General features: G+C 64.9%; 24 protein-coding genes and 2 pseudogenes. 15 read left to right on the top strand and 11 right to left on the bottom strand.

The window, feature by feature from the left end; translation table 11 throughout:
- Window positions 1-13: 13 nt before the first annotated feature.
- The gene (locus tag AC1DNF_RS08750) at window positions 14-943 is read right to left on the bottom strand and encodes a LysR family transcriptional regulator (RefSeq protein ID WP_478148181.1); all 930 of its coding nucleotides are present in this window, start codon (window positions 941-943) and stop codon (window positions 14-16) included.
- Between the two features lie 112 nt (window positions 944-1055).
- Here AC1DNF_RS08750 and AC1DNF_RS08745 point away from each other — a divergent pair, with 112 nt between their 5' ends.
- The 4 genes from AC1DNF_RS08745 to AC1DNF_RS08730 are packed head-to-tail and all read left to right on the top strand — an operon-like array spanning window position 1056 to window position 4533.
- A complete protein-coding gene (locus AC1DNF_RS08745; protein WP_478148180.1) occupies window positions 1056-2492 on the top strand; it encodes an NAD-dependent succinate-semialdehyde dehydrogenase in 1437 nt (478 codons plus the stop codon).
- A 36-nt stretch (window positions 2493-2528) separates the two neighbouring features.
- Entirely contained in the window at window positions 2529-2786 is a 258-nt protein-coding gene (locus AC1DNF_RS08740) for a hypothetical protein (protein ID WP_478148179.1), read from the top strand.
- Between the two features lie 32 nt (window positions 2787-2818).
- Window positions 2819-3523, top strand: a complete 705-nt coding sequence (locus AC1DNF_RS08735) for a Bug family tripartite tricarboxylate transporter substrate binding protein (RefSeq protein WP_478148178.1) — start codon at window positions 2819-2821, stop codon at window positions 3521-3523.
- Between the two features lie 14 nt (window positions 3524-3537).
- Entirely contained in the window at window positions 3538-4533 is a 996-nt protein-coding gene (locus tag AC1DNF_RS08730) for an NAD(P)H-quinone oxidoreductase (RefSeq protein WP_478148177.1), read from the top strand.
- Window positions 4534-5027: 494 nt separating this feature from the next.
- Here the strand turns inward: AC1DNF_RS08730 and AC1DNF_RS08725 are convergent, their stop codons facing one another.
- The gene (locus tag AC1DNF_RS08725; protein ID WP_478148176.1) at window positions 5028-5522 is read right to left on the bottom strand and encodes a transposase; all 495 of its coding nucleotides are present in this window, start codon (window positions 5520-5522) and stop codon (window positions 5028-5030) included.
- Between AC1DNF_RS08725 and AC1DNF_RS08720 the strand changes: the two genes are divergently transcribed.
- Window positions 5425-5988, top strand: a complete 564-nt coding sequence (locus AC1DNF_RS08720; RefSeq protein WP_478148175.1) for a transposase — start codon at window positions 5425-5427, stop codon at window positions 5986-5988. The genes AC1DNF_RS08725 and AC1DNF_RS08720 overlap by 98 nt on opposite strands.
- Before the next feature lie 186 nt (window positions 5989-6174).
- Here AC1DNF_RS08720 and AC1DNF_RS08715 read toward each other — a convergent pair whose 3' ends face one another.
- Entirely contained in the window at window positions 6175-7407 is a 1233-nt protein-coding gene (locus AC1DNF_RS08715; RefSeq protein WP_478148174.1) for an MFS transporter, read from the bottom strand.
- 115 nt (window positions 7408-7522) lie between these two features.
- Between AC1DNF_RS08715 and AC1DNF_RS08710 the strand changes: the two genes are divergently transcribed.
- The gene (locus AC1DNF_RS08710) at window positions 7523-8449 is read left to right on the top strand and encodes a LysR family transcriptional regulator (protein WP_478148173.1); all 927 of its coding nucleotides are present in this window, start codon (window positions 7523-7525) and stop codon (window positions 8447-8449) included.
- A gap of 277 nt (window positions 8450-8726) precedes the next feature.
- On the opposite strand, the gene AC1DNF_RS08705 is transcribed toward AC1DNF_RS08710, so the two are convergent.
- Window positions 8727-9167, bottom strand: a complete 441-nt coding sequence (locus tag AC1DNF_RS08705) for a cupin domain-containing protein (RefSeq protein WP_478148314.1) — start codon at window positions 9165-9167, stop codon at window positions 8727-8729.
- Between the two features lie 872 nt (window positions 9168-10039).
- Here AC1DNF_RS08705 and AC1DNF_RS08700 point away from each other — a divergent pair.
- Genes AC1DNF_RS08700 through AC1DNF_RS08690 form a run of 3 tightly spaced genes read left to right on the top strand, consistent with a single transcriptional unit; the run spans window position 10040 to window position 12165 of the window.
- Window positions 10040-10402, top strand: a complete 363-nt coding sequence (locus AC1DNF_RS08700) for a type II toxin-antitoxin system Phd/YefM family antitoxin (RefSeq protein WP_478148172.1) — start codon at window positions 10040-10042, stop codon at window positions 10400-10402.
- Window positions 10399-10989: a hypothetical protein gene (locus AC1DNF_RS08695; RefSeq protein WP_478148171.1), complete on the top strand. Its 591-nt coding sequence runs from the start codon at window positions 10399-10401 to the stop codon at window positions 10987-10989. Before AC1DNF_RS08700 ends, AC1DNF_RS08695 begins: the two co-directional genes overlap by 4 nt.
- A gap of 36 nt (window positions 10990-11025) precedes the next feature.
- A complete protein-coding gene (locus AC1DNF_RS08690; RefSeq protein ID WP_478148170.1) occupies window positions 11026-12165 on the top strand; it encodes a site-specific integrase in 1140 nt (379 codons plus the stop codon).
- Between the two features lie 326 nt (window positions 12166-12491).
- Here AC1DNF_RS08690 and AC1DNF_RS08685 read toward each other — a convergent pair whose 3' ends face one another.
- Window positions 12492-12839: a DUF1488 family protein gene (locus tag AC1DNF_RS08685; protein ID WP_478148169.1), complete on the bottom strand. Its 348-nt coding sequence runs from the start codon at window positions 12837-12839 to the stop codon at window positions 12492-12494.
- 236 nt (window positions 12840-13075) lie between these two features.
- Between AC1DNF_RS08685 and AC1DNF_RS08680 the strand changes: the two genes are divergently transcribed.
- Window positions 13076-13591 carry a hypothetical protein gene (locus AC1DNF_RS08680; protein ID WP_478148168.1) on the top strand — a complete coding sequence of 172 codons (516 nt, stop codon included), beginning with the start codon at window positions 13076-13078 and terminating at the stop codon, window positions 13589-13591.
- 113 nt (window positions 13592-13704) lie between these two features.
- Here AC1DNF_RS08680 and AC1DNF_RS08675 read toward each other — a convergent pair whose 3' ends face one another.
- Window positions 13705-14013: a hypothetical protein gene (locus AC1DNF_RS08675; protein WP_478148167.1), complete on the bottom strand. Its 309-nt coding sequence runs from the start codon at window positions 14011-14013 to the stop codon at window positions 13705-13707.
- 157 nt (window positions 14014-14170) lie between these two features.
- On the opposite strand from AC1DNF_RS08675, the gene AC1DNF_RS08670 reads away from it, so the two are divergent.
- The 5 genes and pseudogenes from AC1DNF_RS08670 to AC1DNF_RS08650 all read left to right on the top strand — a co-directional run bounded on the left by AC1DNF_RS08670 (window position 14171) and on the right by AC1DNF_RS08650 (window position 18072).
- Window positions 14171-14683, top strand: a complete 513-nt coding sequence (locus tag AC1DNF_RS08670) for an AbiEi antitoxin N-terminal domain-containing protein (protein ID WP_478148166.1) — start codon at window positions 14171-14173, stop codon at window positions 14681-14683.
- Window positions 14608-14949: a type IV toxin-antitoxin system AbiEi family antitoxin domain-containing protein gene (locus tag AC1DNF_RS08665; protein WP_478148313.1), complete on the top strand. Its 342-nt coding sequence runs from the start codon at window positions 14608-14610 to the stop codon at window positions 14947-14949. The genes AC1DNF_RS08670 and AC1DNF_RS08665 overlap by 76 nt, the downstream gene beginning before the upstream one ends.
- A gap of 705 nt (window positions 14950-15654) precedes the next feature.
- Entirely contained in the window at window positions 15655-16677 is a 1023-nt protein-coding gene (locus tag AC1DNF_RS08660) for a PTS sugar transporter subunit IIA (RefSeq protein ID WP_478148165.1), read from the top strand.
- Between the two features lie 236 nt (window positions 16678-16913).
- Window positions 16914-17499: pseudogene (locus tag AC1DNF_RS08655) on the top strand (peroxidase family protein); the annotation flags it as partial.
- A 96-nt stretch (window positions 17500-17595) separates the two neighbouring features.
- On the top strand, window positions 17596-18072 hold the full coding sequence (locus tag AC1DNF_RS08650) for a hypothetical protein (protein WP_478148164.1): 477 nt from the start codon (window positions 17596-17598) through the stop codon (window positions 18070-18072).
- Window positions 18073-18277: 205 nt separating this feature from the next.
- Here the strand turns inward: AC1DNF_RS08650 and AC1DNF_RS08645 are convergent, their stop codons facing one another.
- The 5 genes and pseudogenes from AC1DNF_RS08645 to AC1DNF_RS08625 form a co-directional block, all read right to left on the bottom strand.
- On the bottom strand, window positions 18278-19288 hold the full coding sequence (locus tag AC1DNF_RS08645) for a sterol desaturase family protein (protein ID WP_478148163.1): 1011 nt from the start codon (window positions 19286-19288) through the stop codon (window positions 18278-18280).
- Window positions 19289-19339: 51 nt separating this feature from the next.
- Window positions 19340-20365, bottom strand: coding sequence for a YVTN family beta-propeller repeat protein (locus AC1DNF_RS08640; protein ID WP_478148162.1), 1026 nt, complete (start codon window positions 20363-20365; stop codon window positions 19340-19342).
- Window positions 20362-20508, bottom strand: a pseudogene (locus AC1DNF_RS08635) (SGNH/GDSL hydrolase family protein); the annotation flags it as partial. The gene AC1DNF_RS08640 and the pseudogene AC1DNF_RS08635, both read right to left, overlap by 4 nt.
- Before the next feature lie 414 nt (window positions 20509-20922).
- On the bottom strand, window positions 20923-21408 hold the full coding sequence (locus AC1DNF_RS08630) for a copper chaperone PCu(A)C (RefSeq protein ID WP_478148161.1): 486 nt from the start codon (window positions 21406-21408) through the stop codon (window positions 20923-20925).
- 151 nt (window positions 21409-21559) lie between these two features.
- Entirely contained in the window at window positions 21560-21973 is a 414-nt protein-coding gene (locus AC1DNF_RS08625; RefSeq protein ID WP_478148160.1) for an ExbD/TolR family protein, read from the bottom strand.
- Between the last annotated feature and the right edge of the window lie 87 nt (window positions 21974-22060).

The raw sequence follows: 22060 nt of genomic DNA, 5'->3' as shown, positions 1-22060 counted from the left end.
ATCTGGTTCGTCGTCAGGCCTCGCCGCCCATCGCGCGCTGCCAACTCGCCGGCCGGCCGACGAAGTCAGTCAATGCGGTCGCGAAGGCCTTCAGGCGAGCACTGGGACGCGGCAGCGCGCGCACGAGATGAATTCCAGTCGCCTCGGCGAGTGGCAGGCCCTGCGGACGCAGCGCCACCAGCGCCCCGCGGCCGATGTCGTGCCCGACGACCCAATCGGGCAGGCGGACGATGCCGACTCCGGCGACGGCAGCCTGACGCTGGGCGTCGAAGTCGTCCGCTTCGAACGCGCAGCAGCCGTGTTGCAGCAGGTCATCTCCCAGCACCTCGCGCCAGCCCAGCGGGCTCTGGCTTCGGCGCTTGTCGATCAACCGGTGATTGTCCAGGGCATCCAGCGCTTGCAACGGGCCGTGACGCCGCAAGTAGTCCGGCGCAGCGCACACGACGTAGCTCTGGTCGGCGAGCCGGGTGCTGAAGAGGGCGCTGTCGGGCAAGTTGCCGAAGCGGATGGCCAGGTCGAGCCTTTCCGTGGTCGGGTCGGCCAGCCGCTCTGTCAAGTCCAGCTCCACGCTCAGGCCCGGGTGGGCTTGAAACAACTTGGCGAGGCAGGGGACCACGTAGCGCCGTCCGAAGGTGGGCAGGCAGCTCACCCGCAAAACGCCCTCGACCGCGGCCTCGACCGAGCTGACCTCGCTCCGGGCGTCGGCGAGGTCACTGAGGATCTGGACGGCGCGGCGGAAGAGCAGTTCGCCCGCGTCGGTTGGGCGCATGGCCCGGGTGGAGCGTGTGAATAGCGACGCCTTCAGTTCTTCTTCCAGCGCATCAATCTGCCGCGCCACCGAGGACACGGCCACGCCCCTGCGCCGCGCCGCAGCGGAGAAGGAGCCGGCACGCACGGTGTCGACGAAGACCTCCAGGTTTTCCATGGTGCGGGCCTGGCTCATATTTGCGCTCCTTGCAAAGATGTTTCGCGGGGGAAGGGATTGTTCGCTGGTAACTGCGCCTCTACGATCCCCCGAATTCATCGATTTAAGCATGCAATGCAAAGGAGATCGTGTGTCTGTTTGGTATGACGAGCTGTTTCTCTTCATCGAAGGGGAGTGGATCAACGGGGCGGGCCGTGACAACTCGCCGGTGTTCAACCCGGCAACCGGCGGGGTGATCGGTCGCGTGCCTCATGCGCGTCCACAGGATCTGGACCGCGCACTGCAGTCGGCGGATTGTGGCTTCGAGGTCTGGCGCAGGACGCCCGCCTACGACCGGGCCAAGGTGTTGCGCCGTGCGGCCGCCCTGCTGCGCGAGCGCGCCGAGGCCATCGCCAGGCAGCTGACCCTGGAGCAGGGCAAGGCCCTGCACGAAGCGCAGTACGAGGTCGCCAGTGCCGCCGACTACTTCGAATGGTTCGCCGAAGAAGGGCGCCGCGTCTACGGCCGCACCGTGCCTTCGAGGCGCCCGGAGGTGTATCAGCGCGTCCACAAGGAGCCGATCGGACCCGTGGCGGCGTTTGCACCCTGGAACTTCCCGGCCATCACGCCCAGCCGCAAGATCGCGGCCGCGCTGGCGGCTGGCTGCTCCGTGGTCATCAAGCCCGCAGAGGAGTGCCCGGCCACCGCGTTGGCCATTGCACGCGCCTTGGACGACGCCGGCTTGCCCAACGGTGTGCTGAACGTGGTGTTCGGCATGCCCGACCTGATCTCGCGCCACCTCATCGAGTCGCCCGTGATCCGCAAGGTCTCCTTCACCGGCTCGGTGCCGGTGGGGCGGCTGCTCGCAGCGCAAGCGGGCCAGGCGCTCAAGCCCATCACGCTGGAGCTGGGCGGGCATGCGCCGGTGCTGGTGTTCGCCGACGCCGACCTCGACGCGGCGGCCCGCTTGGTGGTAGCAGGCAAGTTTCGCGGCACGGGGCAGATCTGCCTGTCGCCGACGCGCATCCTGGTGCAGCGCCCCGTGTATGAGGCCTTCCTGTCGAAGCTCGTCGCCGAAACGCAGGCATTGAAGATTGGCGATGGCCTGGATCCGGACACGCAGGTGGGTCCGATCTCGAACGCGCGGCGCGTCGAGGCCGTCGCGGCCCTGGTGGCCGACGCCCGTGCTTGTGGGGCGACCGTGCGCACCGGGGGCGAACGCATCGACCGTCCGGGCCTGTTCTGGCAGCCCACCATCCTCACCGAGGTGCCGAGCCATGCCAAGGTCATGCACGAAGAGCCCTTCGGCCCGCTGGCCGTGGTGTGTCCGTTCGAAACGATCGACGAAGCCCTTGCCGAGGCGAACCGCCTACCCTACGGTTTGGCGGCCTATGCCTTCACGGAGTCGGCGCGCACCGCCGTGCGCGTGGGCAACGAACTCGAAGCCGGGATGATCGGTATCAACCACGCCCAGATGATCGTCTGCGAGGTGCCATTCGGCGGCATCAAGGACAGCGGCTACGGCTCCGAAGGCGGTGCCGAAGGCATCCAGAGCTACCTCACCACGAAGTTCATCAGCCAGATCTGAAGCCTGCCTTCGCAGGGCGACCAAGGAGACAAGAACATGAAACTCATGAACCGCAGTACCTGGAGCCGCTGCGCCGCCGCGCTGATCTGCGCGGCGGGGGCCCTGTGCAGTGGCGCCTTCGCGCAGGACAGCTACCCGAGCCGGCCGATCACGCTCATCGTTCCATTCCCGGCCGGTGGCGTCACCGACGTGGTGGCGCGCGAACTGGCCCATCGCCTGAGTGCGTCGCTCGGGCAAGCCGTGGTCGTCGACAACCGCTCGGGCGCCAGCGGCAACATCGCACGCACGCCGTAGCCCGCGCCACACCGGACGGCCATACTCTCGGCGTGCTGACGGTCAGCGCCCTGTCCATCGGCCCGCACCTGAGCCGAAAGCTGCCCTTCGATCCCGCGCGCGACTTTACCCCCATCACGAACCTGGTGAACACGCCGGGCGCCGTGATCGCTGCTCCAAACACACCATTCAACAATTTCCCGGAGTTCGTGAAGTATGCAAAGGCAAATCCGGGCAAGGTCACGTATGCCAGCGTGGGCCCCGGTTCGATTCCGCACCTGACGGCGGAGATCCTGGCGAAGGCGGTCAAGGTCGATATGGTCCACGTCCCCTACAAGGGCGCCACGCCTGCGATGCAGGATCTGCTCGCTAACATTGTCGACCTGTCGTTCGAGACTTCGCTGGCCACCACCATGACCTATCACGCCAGCAAGCGCATCAAGGTGCTTGCCGTCACGGGGCCGAGCCGCGTGCCGATACTGCCGGACGTGCCCACCGTGGCCGAATCCGGCTATCCCGGCTTCGGCGTACAGGGCTGGTTCGGGTTCTTCGGCCCGCGCGGCCTGCCGCCAGCCATTGTGGAAAAACTCAACAAGGCGGCCGTACAGGCCTTTGCCGATCCTGCGTTGCGCCAGCGGCTCGAACAGCTTGGCATGCAGCCCGAGACCGGAACGACGCAGCAATTCCGACAGTTCTTGACGCAGCAGGACAAGGCCTGGGCCGAGTCGGTCAAGGACTTGAAGATCACCCTCGAATGAAAGAAAGAAAACCCATGCAAGCCATCGTCTTCGACGATTTCGGCGGACCCGAAGTGCTCGTGAGCCGCGAGATCGCCGCGCCGGAAGTCCGACCCCACGACCTGCTGGTGCGCAACGCCTCCATCGGGGTCAACCGCGCCGATCTCTCGCATCGCAAGGGTGCCTACGGCCGCGCCTTCTTCGGCGATGCGGACACCATGGGCCTGGAGATTGCCGGAACCGTGGTCGAGGTGGGGCCGCTGGTGCAGGGCTTCACCGTGGGTGACCGCGTCATGGGCATTGTGGGTGGCGGCGCCTATGCCGAACTCTCACGCATTGATCATCGCATGGCCATGCACGTGCCAGAAGAGCTCGCGCTGGTCGATGCCGGTGCGGTCGCCGAGGTGTTCGTGACCGCGCACGAGGCCTTGTTTCATCTGGCCCGACTGCAAGCCGGCGAGTCGGTGCTGATCCATGCGGCGGCGGGCGGGGTGGGCTCGGCCGCGGTGCAACTTGCGCACGCTGCCGGCGCGCGCGTCTTCGCCACCGCGGGCGGCGACAAGCGCGATGCGGTCCTGGGCCTCGGGGCGGACGAGGTCATCGACTACCGCAGTGAAGACTTCCAGGCCGAGGTGGCCCGGATGACGGAAGGCAAGGGCGTGGACGTCGTGATCGACTTCATCGGCGGCCCCTACCTGGAGCGCAACGTGCGTTCGCTGGCGGTGGGCGGGCGCATGGTGGTCGTGGGCTTGCTCGGGGGCGCAGAAGGCGCAGCGCTTCCAATGGACGTGCTGCTGTACCGCCACTTGCAGATCCTCGGCACGGTGATGAAGTCGCGACCCTCTGAGGTCAAGCAAGCCATGACTCAACGCTTCGCGCAGCGATGGCTTGATGCACTGGCGACCGGCGCGATCCGCCCTGTGATCGACAGCACCTACCCGCTCGCCGATGCCGCTCAGGCGCATCGGCGCATGGAATCGGGCGAGAGCATCGGCAAGATCCTGTTGCTGCCCGGTCACGCTGCGCGCTGAAGAACCGGTCCGCAGGTCACCCGCTCCGTCGAGCGGGGTGGGCCGCCCCATCGTGGCGATCGCACGTACGGCGACCTCGTCTGTCGCCGAGGTCGCGACGACCCGTTCTCACTCGAGCCATCGGGAGCCGCTAACTTTTCAACCTTCCCAACGACGAGTGCCTCGCCCTCCAACTCGGTCAATTCACCGGCGAGTGACGAGAGCACAAAGCTCGCGCGATTTGGCGCCGCCGCTGCACGGGCGATACTCTCTGCGAACAAGGGAGTTTCCCGGCTGTTGTGATCGCCAGACGCAACCTGTCGATCGAGATGCGACTCGCCCCGGGGGGGCCGCGACGTCGCGCTCCGCCTTGGGACCCGATCGATTTCCATGAACCTGAATGACAACGTCACCGTTCATGAGTTGGCGCTATTTACAGATGGGTTCGCGGTTCGCGCTGAATTGGACATTGGCACGAGCCGCTGACCGAGTTCATGGGCGAGTCGGCGTAGGGATCATTGCTTGGTCTGGAGGACCTTGGCTTCGTATTGCTGCAGGCCTTGCTCCACGTAGTGCATGCCCTTGACCATCACGCGCCAGAACAAGGCGGCGAGCTTGCGTGCGAGCGCGATGTTTGCGGCCAGGCCGCCGCGACGTGCGGCCATGCGCTTGTAGAAGCCGCCCAAGGCGATGTCCTTGCCGCGGGCCGGGCTTCGCGCGATCACGCAGAAGATCCTGCCGGCACGATTGCGACTTCGCTTGGCCGACCGCTTTCGTTTGTCGCTTTGATGGCCGCCAGGGACAAGGCCCGTCCAGGCGGCAAAGTCTTTGTCAGTGGGCCACTTCGTGAGGTCGGTCCCGACTTCGGCGATGAGTTGCAGGACGCTGTATTCGTTGTGTGCGGGTAGCACGATGCTGTGCCTGGCCGACCGGGGATTCTTAGGCTTCGAGATGTGGCGCGAGGCGCTCGCCACGCAGGTACAGCTGCTGTGGAGGACCCGCAAGAACATGCGCTTTTCCTGCGAGCGGCGACTGGCCGATGGCTCCTACCTGAGTCGCATCTATCCGTCCGAGCGCGATCGCCGACACCAGACCAACGCAATTGTCTTGCGCGTGATCGAGTACCGCCTGGAGGGCGTGGCCGGAGCCGAGCCGATCTATCGCCTGGTCACCAGCGTGCTGAACGCACAACAAGCCCTCGCCCAGGAGCCGGCCGCGCTGTACCACGAGCGCTGGGAGATCGAAGCAGCCCTGGACGAACTCAAGACCCACCTGCGCGGGGCCCGGATCGTCTTGCGAAGCAAGACCCCGGACCTGGTGTGCCAGGAGTTCTACGGGCTCCTGATGACCCGCTTCGCGGTGCGCGCGCTGATGCACGAGGCGGGGCTAAAGGCGAATGTGGATCCCGACCGGCTGTCCCGCAAACTCCCCGCCTTCAACGCTATTCCCCCCTGTGCAGAGGAAAGCGTTCCATGAGGGCGTGCTTGAGGAGATCTTGCAGGAGCGCGTTGCCAGGCGTAGCGGGCGTCGCAATCCGCGCGGCGTCAAACGAAAGATGAGCAACTGGCCGCTTCGACGACGTCATGCCAAGCCCCTGGAGTCAGTCGTCTTCAATGAGACGATTCAAATCATTACGTGATGAGTATTGGGGCTAGCCCTGGGCTAGCCCGTCCGCCGCGCAGGCCACAGGCGCGTCGCCAGCGCACTGACGCCCGATGCCGTTGCAAGCACGGTCACTCCCATCCAGCCCCATTGGGGCAGCAGTAGCGCGGCGAGCGCAGAGCCGGCAGCCATGCCGATGAACATGCCGGTGAACAGAACGGCGTTGAGCCGGCTGCGGGCCGCGGGCTCGATGCCGTAGACGATGGTCTGGTGCGCGATCAGCGTGGCTTGCACACCGAGGTCGAAACCGATGGCGCTGGCCGCCAGCAGCCACAGCCGCGCGTGGGGCGACAGCAGCGGCATCAGCGCCATTGCCGCGAACGACACCACGACCATCCCGGCGCCGAGGCGCGTCACCAGTTCGGGACCGCGGCTGTCGGCCAGCCGGCCGGCGAGCGGCGCGGCCAGCGCGCCGGCGGCACCAGCCAGCCCGAAGGCACCGGCCGCGGCGCTGCCGAGATGGAAGGGCTCGCCGTGCAGCATCACGGCCAGCGTCGACCAGAATGCGCTGAAGCCGATCGCCAGAAGCCCCTGCGCCAGCGTCGCCCGGCGCAGGCCGGGATGGCGCTGCCACAGCGCGGCCAGCGAGCCCAGAAGCGCAACGTAGGCCAACTTCGTCGTCGGCCGGAAGCGCGGCAGACCGCGCCAAGCCGCAGCGCCGATCAGCGCGATGCTGGCCGCCGCCACCACGAACATCGTGCGCCAGCCGAAATGCTCGGCCACGAAGCCACTCACGACGCGCGACAGCAGGATTCCGAGCAGCAGCCCCGTCATGACCGTGCCGACCACCTTACCGCGATGCGACTCGGGTGCCAAAGTGGCCGCGGCGGGCACGATGTCCTGTGCCATGGTGGCGGCCAGGCCGATCGCGAGGCTGGCCACCAGCAGCAGCCCGATGCCGGGTGCCGCACCGGCCAGCAGCAAGGCCGCGCACAGCACCGCTGCCTTTGCGAGAATGATCCGACGACGGTCGAAGCGATCGCCGAGCGGCGCCAGCAGCAGGATACCGAGCGCGTAGCCCAGCTGCGTCAGCGTGGGCACGAGACCCACCTCACGGGTCGAGGCGCCAATGTCGGCGCCCAGGACGCCCAGCATCGGCTGGCTGTAGTAGATCGACGCCACCGCGAGGCCGGCGCCGCTGGCGAGCAGCAAGACCAGCAAAGGCGGCATTTGCGCTGCGGTCGCCTCGCCATCGCGGGCAGCACCTGCATGCGCTGTTTGAATAGAAGACATGGTACAAACCCTTTATTGATAGGACGGTGTTAGTTTGAGCCGACTTCCTTCCCGCTGGTAGCCGCGACGAGTGCACAACAGTTATACGATTTGCGTATACAAGAAAGTTGCGACCATGACCCCGTCCACCTTCCCCTCCTCCGTCGCCGCCTCGTCCGATCGCATCGAATTGATGAAGACCTTCGTGCATATCGTCGAGGCCGGCAGCCTGTCGGCCGCGGCGGCGCAGATGCGAACCACGCAGCCGACCGTCAGTCGCCGGCTGCAGGCGCTCGAGCGCTTGCTCGGGGTGCGGCTGCTGCGCCGCTCCACGCACGCGATGAAGCTGACCGAGGACGGCGAGCGCTGTGTCGAGCGCGCCAGGGACTTGATCGAGAGCTGGCAGGCTTTCGAGTCCGACCTGCGGGGTGACGAGCACGAACCCGAAGGCATGCTGCGCGTGGTGGCGCCGCACGCCTTCGGCCAGGAATTGCTGGTCGGGCCGCTAGCCGCCTACGTCCAGCGCTATCCGCGGGTGAGCGTCGAATGGCTACTGCACGACCGGCGCCCCGACTTCATCGCCGAGGGGGTCGACTGCGCGATTCAGGTCGGTGAAGTGAACGACCTCGGCCTCGTCGCCATCAAGCTGAGCGAGGTACCCCGCATCGTGGTCGCTGCGCCTTCAGTGCTCGAGGACTTGCCGGCACCGACGCAAGCGCGCGAACTCGCGGCACTGCCTTGGCTCGCACTGCGCACCTTCTACCGAACAGAGATCCTGCTGTCGCATTCGAAAAGCGGCGAGAGTTGCCGCGTCGCCTTGCGCCCGCGCCTGAGCACCGACAGTCTCTACGCCCTACGCAGCGCCGCCGTGAGGGGCATGGGCGTGTGCGTGGGGTCGACCTGGCTGCTGGCCGAGGACCTCGCGCACGGCCGCCTGATCCAGTTGGTGCCCGACTGGCAGGCCGCCGCCCTGCCGGTCTATCTGGTCTACCCGCAGGCCCGACTCCAGCCGCCGAAGCTGAAGCGATTCATCGAGGCGATGCGCTTCGAGTGGCCGAGGTAGGCGCAGGGCCCGGCGTTAGCCGATGTAGACCGCTTTGCAAGCGCAAGGGATTGGGCCCCGGCGTTGGCCAGCATCCGGCTGGCCAACAGGTCGGCCCGATAAACGGGAGGCAACAGGCCGCGCACGAGGACCAACCGCTCCTTCGGCAGCCCGTCAGCGTCCATCTTAATGGCCGCCAAGGCGCCGCGCATCTCGGCGGTCAGCGCCCGGATGGCCCTGGCCAAGTCATCATCGGCGTCCAGGTACAGACTTTTGCAAATTCGGAAGACCTCGAGCCTCAGGCGGGCACAGACTCGCCTCGATCGCCGCCCAGCATGCCGAACTGCCGATTCACCACGATGAGAATCTTCGCTCCGCCCGAGCCAGCGGCCACGTAGGCGTGCGGTGTGGCGCTGTCGAAAAGCGCGCTCGCCCCGGCCGTCATCACGCGCGTCGCCTGGCCTTTGAGATGCAGCGCCAGTTTGCCCGACAGCACGTAGCAGAACTCTTCGCCGCGATGACCGATCAGTCCGCCGGAGGCTTCGAGGTCGCGCGTGCGCACATCAACGAGCAACTGCAGCGAGAGTGCCGATTCATGCGAGTGCAGCACGACGGCCGTCGATTCGCGCACCGTGCGTTTATCGCCGTCACCCGGCTCTGCGAAGCTCACAAGCCGTTCGCCGGGCTCAGGGGTCTTTGGCGCAGTGAGCTCGACCCAGTCGATCCCCAGGCCCATCATCACGCGCGCAAGTACGCCGAAGGTCGGTGACAGCTTGTTGTTTTCGATGCGCGACAGGGTCGCGCCCGGCGGTGAACTCGATGGTGGCCGGCTCGATGACTACATCGGACCGGTCGGCCGGCTGATTCGCAGCGGCCGGGTCGAGTTGTTCGCCGGCTGAACGCTGGGGGGGCTGCTAGGTTAAGAACACGGGCGCGCTAGGAAGCATCGAATGCCGGTCTGGATGGCAGCGGTCGGTCGTTCATCGCACCGAAGCGGACCCGCAACATTTGACAGGAGCGCCTGCCCCTAGGTCGCCCGCTCGGCGGATGGGCTGGCCGTCAGCAGCGGGTTCCAACTGCAAGCAAGCTTTCTCCTGTCACTCGAAGATCAGAGATGACACCGGCCTTCTTCGTCGTCCTGGACTGCCTCGTGATTTTTGAATGGCACGGCAGGAGGGGGCAGGTCGCCCGCCGAAAGACCCGAAGAGGCCGCGCGCCCGCCAACCGGTGACCCAGCGAGGCAATATCAGCTCTCGGTCCCGTGGGCCTGAGGCCCTCGGCGAGCCCTTGGTCGGGCGCCGCCCGGACATCGGCTTCCTGGATTCCGCGGCTACCGGTTTCCCGGGATTTCGCTCATGTGTCGACCGTCGCACTCCTCCGATTCAAGGCGCCCTGCCCCGCAATCTTTCCCCCTCAATAAGGGCCAGTTATCTGCGGGCCTACCGTTGCGACTGCAGTGCGCCCCTGGTGGAAAGAACGCCTATTGCTTGGGATCAGTCGGCCATTACCTTCAGGCCGCGCTGACGTCCGTTGCGAGCCAGCGGCACGCCGCACCGCACCGCCCAAATTGCCTGAATTGTTCAATTTGCCTGACTGGGCTAGCATCTCCACATGAGCGCTATTCGCGAGATCACCGCTTCCGAAGCCAAGTCCAGGCTCGGCGAGCTCCTAGCGTCCCTGCCTGGGGAAGGTCCGGTCACGATCACCCGCAACGGCCGGGCCGTGGGCATCCTCACCCCCGCCGCGCCCAATGCAGGAGCCGCGTCGCAGAATCGGCTTCAAGTCGAACTGCTTTTGGGGCTCTATGCGAAGGGGACGCTGACCTGGCGAGAACTCTCGCGCTCGACTGGCCTCGCATATGGCGAGGTGCTAATCGAACTGGGCAAACGCGGCCTGGCACTCCCGCGCGTGTCCCCAAAGCGCCGGCCCGAGCAGGATGCACTTTTTGAGCGCGCCTTGCGCGGTGGCGAATGAAGCCTCTCGCTCTCATCGTCACGGATTCCGGTCCCCTAATTACGCTCGCCGCCGGTGCCGCGCTCGACGCTCTTCTCATCCTCGGCTTGCCGGTGATCATTCCCGATATGGTCCGGTTCGAAGTCATCCGTGACCTCGACAAGCCGGGCGCGCGAGAGGTGGCTGACTGGATCCGCGCCAACGAACCCCTGCGCGTGCGGATCGCTAGCACCGAAGTGTTCGAGGAGTTCGAGGTGCTGCGCAGTGTAAACCCTCTGACCAAGACGAAAGATCGCGGTGAACAAGCGGCCGCAGAGGTCCTTGCGCGGGAGCTTGAGAACGCTGACTTCGGTGCAATCCTCGTGTTCGAGGACAGCATGGTTCGCAAGCAGAACTTCCTGATTCGATTGCCCGATGACGTTGCGGTCACCTCGACGTCGGAGTTTCTCTTCGGCCTTCAACGCCATGGAAAACTCGATGACGCACAGGCGATCCTCGATCGAGCTGTAGACCTACGGGGCAATGAGATCTTGCGAAGGCACCTGCGCTTCTCCGGAGACGAAACGGGCGACGAGAATTGGACCGAACGCATCCCCCCGCTTGGATAGCGCGAGCGGAACAGTCCCTCGCTTGGTTGAAAGCAAATGCGCCAACTCACTATGCAGCCGGCCGGACCCATTCCCTCGCCGGGCGGTCTGACGCCCCTCAGGCGAAACCACGCGCTGCTGGATCCTGGCCAGCTGTCCGAGATGGCCGAGGAAGCCGCGCACGATCTGATGTCCGAGGGCGAGTCGGACAACACCCGTATCTCGTACCGAACGGCCATGCGCTACTGGGCCGCCTGGTTCGGCGCGCGCTACGGCCGCCAGATGGAGCTGCCGGTGCCGGTGCCCGTCGTCGTCCAGTTCGTCGTCGACCACGCCGAGCGCTCGACCAAGGCCGGCCTGGTGCACCAGCTGCCGCCGGAAATCGATGCAGCCCTGGTCGAGGCCGGCTTCAAAGGCAAGCCCGGCGCGCCGGCCCTGAACACGCTCATGCACCGGATCTCGGTCCTGTCGATGGCCCACCACCTGGCCAAGCAGCTCAACCCGTGCATCGACCCCGCGGTGAAGGCCCTGCTCAGCAAGACCCGCAAGGCCTACGCGAAACGCAGCGCTCTGCCCCACAAGCAGCGCGCGCTGACCAAGGAGCCGCTGGAGGCGGTGCTGGAGACCTGCGACGACTCGCTGAGAGGCAAGCGCGACCGCGCCCTCCTCCTGTTCGCCTGGGCCTCTGGTGGCCGTCGACGATCTGAAGTCTCGGAGGCGGTCTTCGAGAATTTGCGGCGGGTCGACGAAGGGGCCTACCTCTACACGCTGGCGCACTCCAAGACCAACCACAACGGCAAGGTGCGCGCGGAGGACGTGAAGCCCGTTGTCGGCTCGGCCGCCACTGCGATGGACGCCTGGCTAAAGGCGAGCGGGATCAGCTCGGGCCCCCTCTTCCGTCGGATCAACAAGGCCGGCAGGCTAGGCGAAGACGGCCTCACCGGAACGGCCATCCGCGACATCGTGAAGGCCCGTTGCGCGCTCGCCGGCGTAGGCGGTGATTTCTCGGCGCACTCCCTGCGCTCCGGATTCGTCACCGAGGCGGGCCGGCAGAACATGCCCCTGCAGGAGACCATGGCCATGACCGGGCATCGAAGCGCGGACACCGTGACGGGTTACTTCCGGGCGGGAGCAGCGCAGACGAGCGCCGTGGCGCGGATGATGGATTCGAAGACACCAAGGCCCGACGAAGGTTGACCGGCCGAAGGCACAGGCGACAGAGAGCATGCTCACATAGCGCTCGCGACCAACCGTTCTGGTGGCTGCTTTGCCTTTCGGAGCTGCGCCCCAGCGACGTCGGGCGAGACTGGAGTACTCGCAGGCGATTCAGACAGTTTTGGCACCGGACGTGTCATCCGTCTCTTTCGTGTCCGCGCCCTCCTCCTCAGGATGCTTGAGAGCCGGCTTCTGCCCCGGCTGCGGGGCGTGCTCGGACCCGGGCGCGATGAGTTGCTCGCCGCGATGCTGAAATGCCGTGTGGTCAGCCGCAGCGGGGAACTGATTCCCGGCGCCAGTCCAAAGGTTTAGTCAAAATCGTCGACGTCGAGGCGCATCGGGTTCTCGGTCGTGTACAAGTCGCCCGACGGAGCCAGCTCGGCCACCTTGGCAAGGATGGCCTCTCTGTGCGCGATGAACGCATCGGCGAGGCTTTTCTCGCCTCGCCCGGCGCCGAAGTGATCTTCCATTGCTTCCCTCGCGATGCGAACCGGGACCGAACCGCCGCCCGGCCGCCTGACGCGAACCGTTAGGCAACCTCCCTTGTCTTCGAGATTTTCATACGCGGCCGGCACGTCACCGTCGACAGCTGCCGTAGGTTCGACGTTGGTAGTGTCCCCGGGTTCGACGAAGGGACTGGTTGGCGATTCAGGCATTGCGTACTCCTGCTTGATGACCGGATCTTCAGGTCGGATTCGAGGCGATGCAAGCCGAATAATCGGCCCCCAGCAGGATGCGACGCCCGTCGCCGGTCAGGCTTTCGGTATCTCCAGCTCGATCCCACGCCGGGCGCATGGTCGCCTGCCCCTCCCGACGATCGTGCCGCCGTGGGCCGAGGCGGCGGAGCACTTGCCCGGGGGCGGAGACCCGCTGCCCGGCCATATCGATCTGTATGGGGCACGCCAGCGTGCCCGGCTGCGGCCGCCCAATACGTGCGCGCCCGAAGCGTCGTGAGTCTCGAGTACTCGAGCAGGAAGGGATCACCTACAACTTCGACGACACCATCACCTGCGTGATCCCCACCGATCCATCTTGGACGAATCCACAGGTGGGTGAGCGCCGGACTCAGGCCGGCACCTTCCGCTTCTTCGCCATGCCGGCGCGGCTCGTGATGGACGGCGCTGATGCCAAAGTGCGCGAAGACGTGCGTGACCAGAGGTTCGACTATCCGCGCGCCACGCCAGAGAAGGCGCTTCTGGACTGGATCTATCTCGGCGCGTCGACCCGAAGCCGGATGACTCGTCCACCCTTGGACACCGACCTGACTTCGCTCAACATGAAGCGCTTGCTTCGTGTCGCGAGGCACATGGAGATCGAGCCAGAGCCAACGCGCTGGCTGGAGATGCACGCTTTGTTTCAAGCGGACCCGGAAGTCCAAGACAATCAGTCGCTTAGGTTCAAGCTGTAGCAAGTGCGGCCGCACGCGCGAGGAAGCAAGAAGCAAGCGGCCCACCGCGAGGATGACTGCGGCCGTGTCGTTCGTCGATCCGGTCGAGCATTGTCGAAAGCGCTGCCGCGAGCTCAGGCGTGGCGTGATTCATGTGCGATTCGGGTCTTCAGCATGCTGTCGAAGCGGCTGCAATTGAACTGGACGGCTCTTGCTCGATCGGCAAAGTGGCCGACGGAACCTGGTGCCAGGCGTTCAGCGACGCGGTACAGCGCCTCCTCGTGGCCGTACCAGTATCCCCCGCCGAGAAACAGTGCCGTGGCAACAACCTCGTCGCGGCTGACAGGGCCGGTCTCGGCAAGCTTCACCCATGCCGCCTCATCGAAATGGGCGCGTTGTTCGGCGCTAAACGCCAAGAGTTGCTCTTCATCGTCTCGGGTCATCTGCCCATGTTATGGGAGTTTCCTGGCTCAGCGCTAGATCGCGGCGCAGATGCGGATGAGCGTCACCTTCAACTCAAGCGATAGGATTTCCTGCAAACCCGCAGCTGGGGGTTGATGCCGAAACGGCCATCGTACCGAGCCTTGCGCTCGCTTTGAAGTGTCGGAACAATCGGCACGTGGCTACGACAACTCGGACAATACTAAAGGGCTTGCTCGCGCGGCTTTCGGACGGCACGCCCGTCACCAGCGAGGACCTCGCCGCGTCTCCGCCGACCTGGCCGGTCACTACGTTCGAGCGGGATGGCTCCGGCGTATTGCGCGCGGCGTGTACACCCGACCAGGGGCCCCGTTGCTCCGCGACCCCTGCCTGGCCCTTCTTCAGCGACAGATCTCCGGCCTGCACGTCGGTGGCAAGGCGGCGTTGGACTGGCATGGCGTGCGCCACTACGTCGCCCAGGAGCCCAGGCTCCTGCTGTACGGCCTCAAGTCGGCCAAGTTGCCCGCATGGTTCACAGATGCTTTCCCGGCGGAGCACCACCGCAAGCAGATCTTCAGCAGCGACGCGGTCGTCATGCAGAACGCCGGCAACATGAAATACGCGTCAGTCCCTTCGAACGCAGAACGGGCCCGAAAGTCTCTGCACCGGAGCGCGCGTTCCTGGAGCTGCTGAGCGAAGTCGGGGTGCGACAGCCGCTGGCCGAAGCGCGCGCGCTGGCCGAAAGCACGTACAACCTGCGCGCATCCGTTCTCGGAGAACTGCTCCGGGAGTGCACGAACGTGAAGACTGTCCGCCTCTGCCTGCATCTCGGGAATGACCTGTCCCTGCCCTGGGCGAAGAAGCTGGACCCGGCTGGACTGCCAACCGGTAGCGATCGGCCCTGGGTCTCCCAAACGCTTAAGGCCCCTTCAGGACATCTCCCAGGCTTCGACGGTTAGAACCTGATCCGGCGAGCAGGCCAACATCCTGTCCCGGTGCAAGATGACGTCACCCCTCCAATTGGCAGGCAGCACGTAGTCATTGCCGAGAACGGGAGCACCGGTGTAAACCGGTGGCCCAGCAGTCAAGAGCGGCAGCACGTTGCCTGCCTGCGCCGTGTAACAGTTCGGGTAGGCGCGCGGTCCCGACGTAGATGTTGTCCACTTCTGCAGCACCAGCACGCCTTCGCTCGAAGAGTGCAGTTGGCTTCCCTTGCGAAGGGCAGCAAAGGCGTGGAATGTGCGGGCGTGATTTCGTGTTGCGGCCTAGTCTAGGTGTCGACCCCTCTCGCACTTGGACGAGCAAGCCCTCGGGGTTCATAGCGCCGTCGAATCGAGCCCTTCGTCGAACAGGCGGTCTCAACGATGTCTGACCATCGTGGTCAGCAGGTCCCGGTTCATACAGTACTGTCGCGAGTCACCGGATGCAACGACGCCGGGGATCTGGGCAAGAATGGAGACGCCTCGACGCCTCGACGCCTCGACGCCTCGACCCCGCACTCGCGCGCAAGCCGGCTCTAACTCGGCCAGCGTGCGGCCGCGGTACTGCACTTCGCGCAAGGGCAGCATTTCGAGGCCGATCAGGAAATCTTTACACCGTTTTTGCGCGACTCTTCTCAGTATTGCGCTTGTAGGCTTACGGGGCAAAGCTCCAAGGTGGTGGATATGCTGAAGGTTCTGGTGCCGGTTGACGACTCCGAGCAGGCGTTGCGCGCAGTACGTTTCGCTGCTTCCATGTTCAAGGAACATCGCGTATCGCAAGTTGTGCTCTTGAATGTTCAGGCCCCGCTGGAACAGGGGCGCGCATGCGCGTACCGGTCGCTGGATGCGTTGCACAAGCTCGAAGAGGAACGCGGGAAAGCCGCGCTGGGACCGGCATGCAGCATCCTGGACGATGCCGGCGCCACCTACGTGGCGCAGGTCAAGGTGGGCGAGGTTGCGCCGACGATTTGTCAGGCGATCGCGGAAAACGACTGCAATGCCGTCGTCATGGGCACTCCGGGCCACACGGCGATTGGCGTGTTCAAGGCGACGACGCTGGCGAACAAGCTCGTTCGCATGTCTCACGTGCCTGTCACGATCGTCACCTCGAGCGGCCCGATTCACGGCGTCGTCGTACACGGCGAGTCGCGACAGATCCGCATGAGCCAAGACTCGCGCGGACGGCACGGGGAGGCAAGCGCACGACAAGGGGACGGCTCGACGGTCAGCGACATCACCCGCATCGCCGGATGGCTACAACCCCAGGACATCCTGTTCGACGTCGACGTCCGGGACCGGCCGCACGCACTCGAGGTCGCGGCCGCGGCGATCGGTCGCGCTCGCGGGCTCGACCCGGCGCCACTCTCACGCGCGCTCTGGCGGCGGGAACAGGTGGGATCGACCGCCCTCGGCGAAGGCTTGGCGATTCCGCACGCAAGGATTGGCGGAATTTCTCGACCGATCACTCTGTTCATGCGCGCCAAGCTGCCAATTTTCTTCGATGCGCTGGACGGGGAGCCGGTCTCCCAACTGCTGGTCATCATGGTGCCCGAGGACGGCGCGGAGGACGATCACCTTCAACTCCTTGCGCTGGTCGCCCGGCTGTTTTCCGACCGCCTATTTCGATTGCAACTGGATGGTGCAGCCAATGCGGCAGCGGCGGCGGATGTGTTCAGGGCTGGAATCGCGCGCGTGCTCGCCGCTTAGACCTAGTCTAGTGCTCGCCGGCGCGCACACCAGCGACGTCGTGCTTTCCACGGTTCGCGAGGCGCCCGACGTCGACTATGGGGTCATCGTCCTGTCGGACGGCCAGTGTCTCCACGATCGTTGAAGCGCAGAAAGAAGCGGTGGCTGTTCGGCAGGCCGAGATGAGGGCATGCCGGGCTAAGGCCTTTTTTCGCTCATAACACCGTTGGTTATGAAATCTCATACATTTCCCCTCCGTTCTGGGCGGCTGCGCAGGCGTCGAGTCAGCAGCCAAGAAGGGCGGCCACGACGTGAAGGTTCCCTTTTCGCCGGGGCGCATGGATGCGTCGCAGGAGCAGACCGATGTGGACTCGATCGCCGTACTGGAGCCGACCGCGGACGGGTTCCGCAACCATCTGCGCAAGCGACTCGAGGAATCGGCGGCTGAGCTGCTGGTGGACAAGGCGCAATTGATGACGCTGACGGCTCCCGAGATGACGGTTCTGGTTGGTGGCATGCGCGCCAAACTTCGGGCAGTCCAAGCACGGTGTTTTCACCAAGCGACCCGAAACACTGACCAATGATTTCTTCGTGAATCTTCTCGACATGAACACGAAGTGGCAGAAGTCCGCCACATCTGAAGGCGCGTTGGATGGGCGCGATCGGGCGACGGGCGAACTCAAGTGGACGGGCACCGTCGTTGATCGCGTCTTCGGGTCGAACTCCCAACTGCGAGCCCTCGCGGAAGTCTATGCGTGCAGCGACTCGCAGCAGGCGTTCGTGCGTGACTTTGTGGCGGCTTGGAACAAGGTGATGAGCCTTGATCGCTTCGACCTTGCGTGATCTCTGAGCAACGGCTCTGTCGGTCCGTCGGTCCTACACCGCACGCGCGATCGGCGTCGGTTCCAGCCATCGGTGCAATGCGCTACGCTCGCGCTGATGGACCGCGACGCGGATCTACGCCAATTCAGCTACGGGGCGACCTCGGCAGTCGTCACCGGAATGGCCCTGGTCACCGGCCTGGACGCGGCGAACAGCACGCGCTTGACGATCATCGCTGGCCTCCTGATCTTCGCCGTTGCCGACAATCTCTCGGACTCGCTCAGCATTCACATCTATCAGGAGTCCGAGCACATCGAAGGCCGTGCCGCCTTTCGCGCCACATTGACCAACTTCGCCACTCGGTTCGCCTTGGCGCTGAGCTTTGTGCTGATTGTCGCTCTGGCACCCGTGAAGATCGCCGTGATCGCCGCGATTTTGTGGGGCAACACCATCCTCTGCGTCATGACAGCGATGCTCGCGAGACAACGCGGCGTGCCCGTTGCGGCCGAGATCGGCAAACATCTTGCTCTGGCCGCCCTGGTCATTGCTGCCAGCAAGGGCATCGGCTCGTGGCTGCTTCGCGCTGTTGCGTGATAGACCCGGCCACCAAGACTGAAGTTGCCTTCTCGGCGGCCTCGCCGGGCACGGGCGGTGCTGAGGAGGTTGTTGGCTCAAGCACCGGAGTGCCCTTCAGCCGCCGTGGGTGAACGTCCGGACACGGTGGACACCGCCCAGAGCATGCCACAGGCCTCGCCCACGGGGCACAGCTCACGAACGGTGAGCAGCTTTAGATCAACAACTAGGACCAAAGCTCATGAACTGTGCACACCCACAGCAAGCGCAAGCGCATGCCGATCCGGGCCAATGCGCTCCATTGCTGCGCCCACACGCCGCTGCCATAGCTGCGGCCTATTCCTTCGGGCGCTGGCAACTGATCACCGATGCCAGTCGGCTCGACCGTGTGAACCCAGGACGCCGTCCCGAACATCATGTCCCACCACGGAAACAACACACCGAAATTGCAGCCGTGATGCGCGCCTTCATGACCGGAGCCGATCGCATGGTGGCGCCGATGGAAGGCGGGGCAGACGAGTAGGCGCCGCAACAACGGGACGTAGGGCAACCGTGCATTCACGTGCTGCACGCTCTGCATGAAATTACCCATGGCGACCAGCAGCACGAACTGCGAAGGCGCAACGCCGATGACCAGCGAGATCGAGGCGAAGAAAGCTGCCTGCACGATATCGTCCAGAAAGTGATTGCGGTCGTCGGTCCACAACGACATCTGCCGCTGGCTATGGTGCACCGCGTGCAACTCCCACCAGATTCCGAAACGGTGCTGCCAGCGGTGATACCAGTAGCCTGCGAAATCGAGCACGACCAGGTAGAGCAGAAAGGATGCGACCGGCTGGTCCGTGAGGCTTGGCAGCAGTTCGTCGATGTCGACATGCGGCAGGTCGTAGATGGTCATCAGGCTCTGCCAGCGATTGAACAGCGGCTGGAGCAGGAAAAAGAACGCGATGTTGAGAAACCCCAACTTCGCGATCCAGGTGTAGATCACGTCGGCGCGCAGCGCGCGGCGGTCGGCCCACTTCTCGACCGGCCGCCATGCCTCCAGCGGGCGCAGGACGAGGAAGGCGGCAAGAACCTGCAGCGCGCCGACGATCACCCAGTACAGCGCATCGTACATATCCTCGTCGTAACGCATCAGGCCGAGCCGGAAGAACACTGGCTGCACGACGTCGGCATACAACAGCGTCTGCAGCCCGGCTATCGCGTTGTCGGCGCGCGCAATGAGGTCCTGAATCATGAATGCTTCCTCGACTGAGAGCCATGCATGCTGGCGAAAAAACCCGGCACTTCAGTCCGCGTTGGGCGGAAGAACCGGTGCGCGGTCGGCGAAGAAGATCCCGTGCGGGGAGCGTCCGACGGGAATCGTCTCGACCAGCTTGCGGGTGGTCAAGTCGATGATGCCCACATGCCTGGCGAAGCGGAAGGTTACCCACAAGTAGCGCCGATCGGCAGACAACTCCATGTCGTCGGGCCCTGGCAGCAGGCCGGTGATGTCATCGACCTTGGTCAGGGTGTCGAAGTCGAGGATGCTGATCGTGTTGGCGACCCGGTTGCTGACCGCCACATGCCTGCCATCGCTGAGTGAGCGGAAGTTGTGCGCCGCGCGACCTGTCTGGATCTTCTTGACGACCTGCTGTTTGCGCCAATCGATCACAGCTACGCCGTCTTCGCCGGTCAAGCCGACGAGCAGGTATTTGTCACCCGGTGTCATCCAGAGGCCCGCCGGCGTGTCACCCACGTGCATCCGCCAGCGCACCGCGTGGCTCGCCAAGTCGATCGCGGCCAGTTCGTCCGAGCCCTGCAGGGTGACGAAGACGGTCTGGCTGTCCGACGAAAAGGTCATGTGACTTGGCGTCTTCGCGAGCGGAACCCGCGTCGCTAACGCGAAGTTCTGGCCGTCATAGTGATAGATGTCGACGCGGTCGAGCCGCAGCCCCGCGGTGACGAACCACTTGTGGTCCGGCGAAAAGCCCAGCTGGTAGGGGTCGTCGATGTTGTCGATACGGCGCTGGAGCTTGCCGGTGCGCGGATCGACGAGCATCAGGTTGTTGGACACGGAGTTTGCAACGATCAGCGAACGCTGGTCGGGCGTGATGAGCAGATGGTGCGGCTCCTTGCCCGTCGGCAGGTTGTCGACGACCTTGTGCGTCGATGCGTCGATTAGCGTCAGCTGTGCTTGCGCCGAATCGAGCACGATGACGCGGTCGGCCGCTCTCGATGCGCTGCTCCAACAGAGCGCGCAGCCGATCGCGGCAGCGGCTGCAGCGATCTTCAGCCAAGCGGCCAGGGAGGATGGGTTCGTTTGCAGAGTCATGGATGTTTGGTGAGGTGCATGGCGTCGCGCGGTACCGCGTCGGCCATGGCAGCGTAGCCGGCGTCGCTCGGGTGGATGTGGTCGCCGCTGTCGTAGCGGGTTTGCAGTTGCGCCGGCGCGCCGGGGTCGCGCAGCGCCGCATCGAGGCTTGACTTCATGCCGTCGGTGGGTTGGCTTCTGAAGGTCAGGCGGGTGCCCGGGAACGTCTCTGCCTTCACCGCGCTCGCAGAGCGCGCGATGCGAACCTCGCCGAGGACCAAGGGCGCGCGCCCGTATCGATTGCTGAAGTGAAGGCGCGCGACACTGACGTCCAGCGACGGATGGACGATCTGCCGGACCGTCCGGCCTGCGACGTCCGGCGCTCGGTACAAGGTTGGCAGGTCGCTTCGCTCGGGGATCTCCTGCAGCGCGGTCGCCCGCGCGCTGACCCAGGGTGAATCGGCCGCGTCGGCGGCGGACGCCGCCCTCGCCGCCGCCGGCGAAAGATGCGCCGCACAGCAGAGGGCGGCAAGGGCAAGGAGCCTCATTTTCGACGCTGATGCCGGATCACTGCCGATTCAGTTCATGTGCATGTGCATCTGCGTCGGCGACGGCTGCGTCGTCGCCGACGGCGCGGCCGCATTCAGCGGGCGTACCGGCGCTTTGACCTCGACGGTCTGGCGCTCGCCATCCTTGCTTCGAAACACCAGCGTCACAGGAATCGTGTCGCCTGTCTTCACCTGCTGCTTCAGGTCCATGAGCATCACATGGTAGCCGCTCGGCGTAAGTTCCACGATCTTGCCTGCAGGCAAGTCGAGCGCCGGGATCTGCCGCATCTTCATGATGTTGCCGTCCATCGCCATTTCATGGATCTCTGCGACCGGTGTGATCGGCGAGCTCGCGGCGACGAGTTGCGTGTCCTTGGCCGCCATGAGTTTGACGAAGAACGCGGTCGCATTCTGTTGCGGCACTGTCGACCGTACCCACGGGTCGGTCACGGTGACCTGGGCGTGCGCCATAACAAAGCTCAGAGCGGTGAGTGTGAACACGAGAGGACGTTTCATGGAAGCTCCTTGAATGTAAAGAGAAGTCAGCTGGACTCGATCAGCCTGCGGATCGGCCTCGAAGTCGGCCACCGGCTGGGAGTCCGCACACCGCAAGACTGGCAGCCGATTCGAGCGCAGCATGAGCCTTTTGTTCGGCGCCATGATTGGTCTATTTGGCTTCTGGTTCTGTGACGAAGCCGATCTTGCGAACGCCGGCTTCGCGTGCCGCCGACATGACTTGCGCAACGCGCTCGTAGCGTACCGCCCTGTCGCCGCGGATGTGCAGCTCCGGCTGTGGATCCTTCGCAGCCTCTATTGCCAGTCGGCCCGTCAGTGCGGCATCCTCGATCTTCTGGTCGTTCCAGTAGTAACTGCCATCCGCGGCCACGCTGAGCAGGATGTTCTGGGGTTTGGTCTGCTCCGGCTCGCTCCTGGCGCGGGGCAGATCAATGTTGACCGCATGTTTCATCACCGGAACTGTGATGATGAAGATGATCAGGAGTACGAGCATGACGTCGACGAGCGGCGTCATATTGATCTCGTTCATCACCTCATCGGGTTCGTCTTGAGTTCCGAAGGCCATGGCGCTCAGCCTTTCTTCAGCGGAACGACAGTGGCTTCGACGCTGCCGCTCTGAACGCGTGCACCGGTCACGAAGTAGGCATGCAGG

It is taken from the genome of Variovorax sp. 01T432 (genome assembly GCF_056398605.1).
Note: the sequence above shows the minus strand (reverse complement) of the source record. Positions and strands in the feature narration are given on the sequence as shown.

What these genes read in the sequence shown, in the direction of transcription:
- AC1DNF_RS08720 (WP_478148175.1), top strand. Translation starts at nt 5,425, where the DNA reads ATGCTGTGCCTGGCCGACCGGGGATTCTTAGGCTTCGAGATGTGGCGC.
- AC1DNF_RS08725 (WP_478148176.1), bottom strand. Translation starts at nt 5,522, where the DNA reads ATGTTCTTGCGGGTCCTCCACAGCAGCTGTACCTGCGTGGCGAGCGCC.
- AC1DNF_RS08645 (WP_478148163.1), bottom strand. Translation starts at nt 19,288, where the DNA reads ATGATTCAGGACCTCATTGCGCGCGCCGACAACGCGATAGCCGGGCTG.
- AC1DNF_RS08625 (WP_478148160.1), bottom strand. Translation starts at nt 21,973, where the DNA reads ATGGCCTTCGGAACTCAAGACGAACCCGATGAGGTGATGAACGAGATC.
- AC1DNF_RS08730 (WP_478148177.1), top strand. Translation starts at nt 3,538, where the DNA reads ATGCAAGCCATCGTCTTCGACGATTTCGGCGGACCCGAAGTGCTCGTG.
- AC1DNF_RS08675 (WP_478148167.1), bottom strand. Translation starts at nt 14,013, where the DNA reads ATGACCCGAGACGATGAAGAGCAACTCTTGGCGTTTAGCGCCGAACAA.
- AC1DNF_RS08705 (WP_478148314.1), bottom strand. Translation starts at nt 9,167, where the DNA reads ATGATGGGCCTGGGGATCGACTGGGTCGAGCTCACTGCGCCAAAGACC.
- AC1DNF_RS08685 (WP_478148169.1), bottom strand. Translation starts at nt 12,839, where the DNA reads ATGCCTGAATCGCCAACCAGTCCCTTCGTCGAACCCGGGGACACTACC.
- AC1DNF_RS08715 (WP_478148174.1), bottom strand. Translation starts at nt 7,407, where the DNA reads ATGTCTTCTATTCAAACAGCGCATGCAGGTGCTGCCCGCGATGGCGAG.
- AC1DNF_RS08680 (WP_478148168.1), top strand. Translation starts at nt 13,076, where the DNA reads ATGGGGCACGCCAGCGTGCCCGGCTGCGGCCGCCCAATACGTGCGCGC.
- AC1DNF_RS08740 (WP_478148179.1), top strand. Translation starts at nt 2,529, where the DNA reads ATGAAACTCATGAACCGCAGTACCTGGAGCCGCTGCGCCGCCGCGCTG.
- AC1DNF_RS08640 (WP_478148162.1), bottom strand. Translation starts at nt 20,365, where the DNA reads ATGACTCTGCAAACGAACCCATCCTCCCTGGCCGCTTGGCTGAAGATC.
- AC1DNF_RS08660 (WP_478148165.1), top strand. Translation starts at nt 15,655, where the DNA reads ATGCTGAAGGTTCTGGTGCCGGTTGACGACTCCGAGCAGGCGTTGCGC.
- AC1DNF_RS08710 (WP_478148173.1), top strand. Translation starts at nt 7,523, where the DNA reads ATGACCCCGTCCACCTTCCCCTCCTCCGTCGCCGCCTCGTCCGATCGC.
- AC1DNF_RS08750 (WP_478148181.1), bottom strand. Translation starts at nt 943, where the DNA reads ATGAGCCAGGCCCGCACCATGGAAAACCTGGAGGTCTTCGTCGACACC.
- AC1DNF_RS08690 (WP_478148170.1), top strand. Translation starts at nt 11,026, where the DNA reads ATGCGCCAACTCACTATGCAGCCGGCCGGACCCATTCCCTCGCCGGGC.
- AC1DNF_RS08650 (WP_478148164.1), top strand. Translation starts at nt 17,596, where the DNA reads ATGGACCGCGACGCGGATCTACGCCAATTCAGCTACGGGGCGACCTCG.
- AC1DNF_RS08695 (WP_478148171.1), top strand. Translation starts at nt 10,399, where the DNA reads ATGAAGCCTCTCGCTCTCATCGTCACGGATTCCGGTCCCCTAATTACG.
- AC1DNF_RS08630 (WP_478148161.1), bottom strand. Translation starts at nt 21,408, where the DNA reads ATGAAACGTCCTCTCGTGTTCACACTCACCGCTCTGAGCTTTGTTATG.
- AC1DNF_RS08700 (WP_478148172.1), top strand. Translation starts at nt 10,040, where the DNA reads ATGAGCGCTATTCGCGAGATCACCGCTTCCGAAGCCAAGTCCAGGCTC.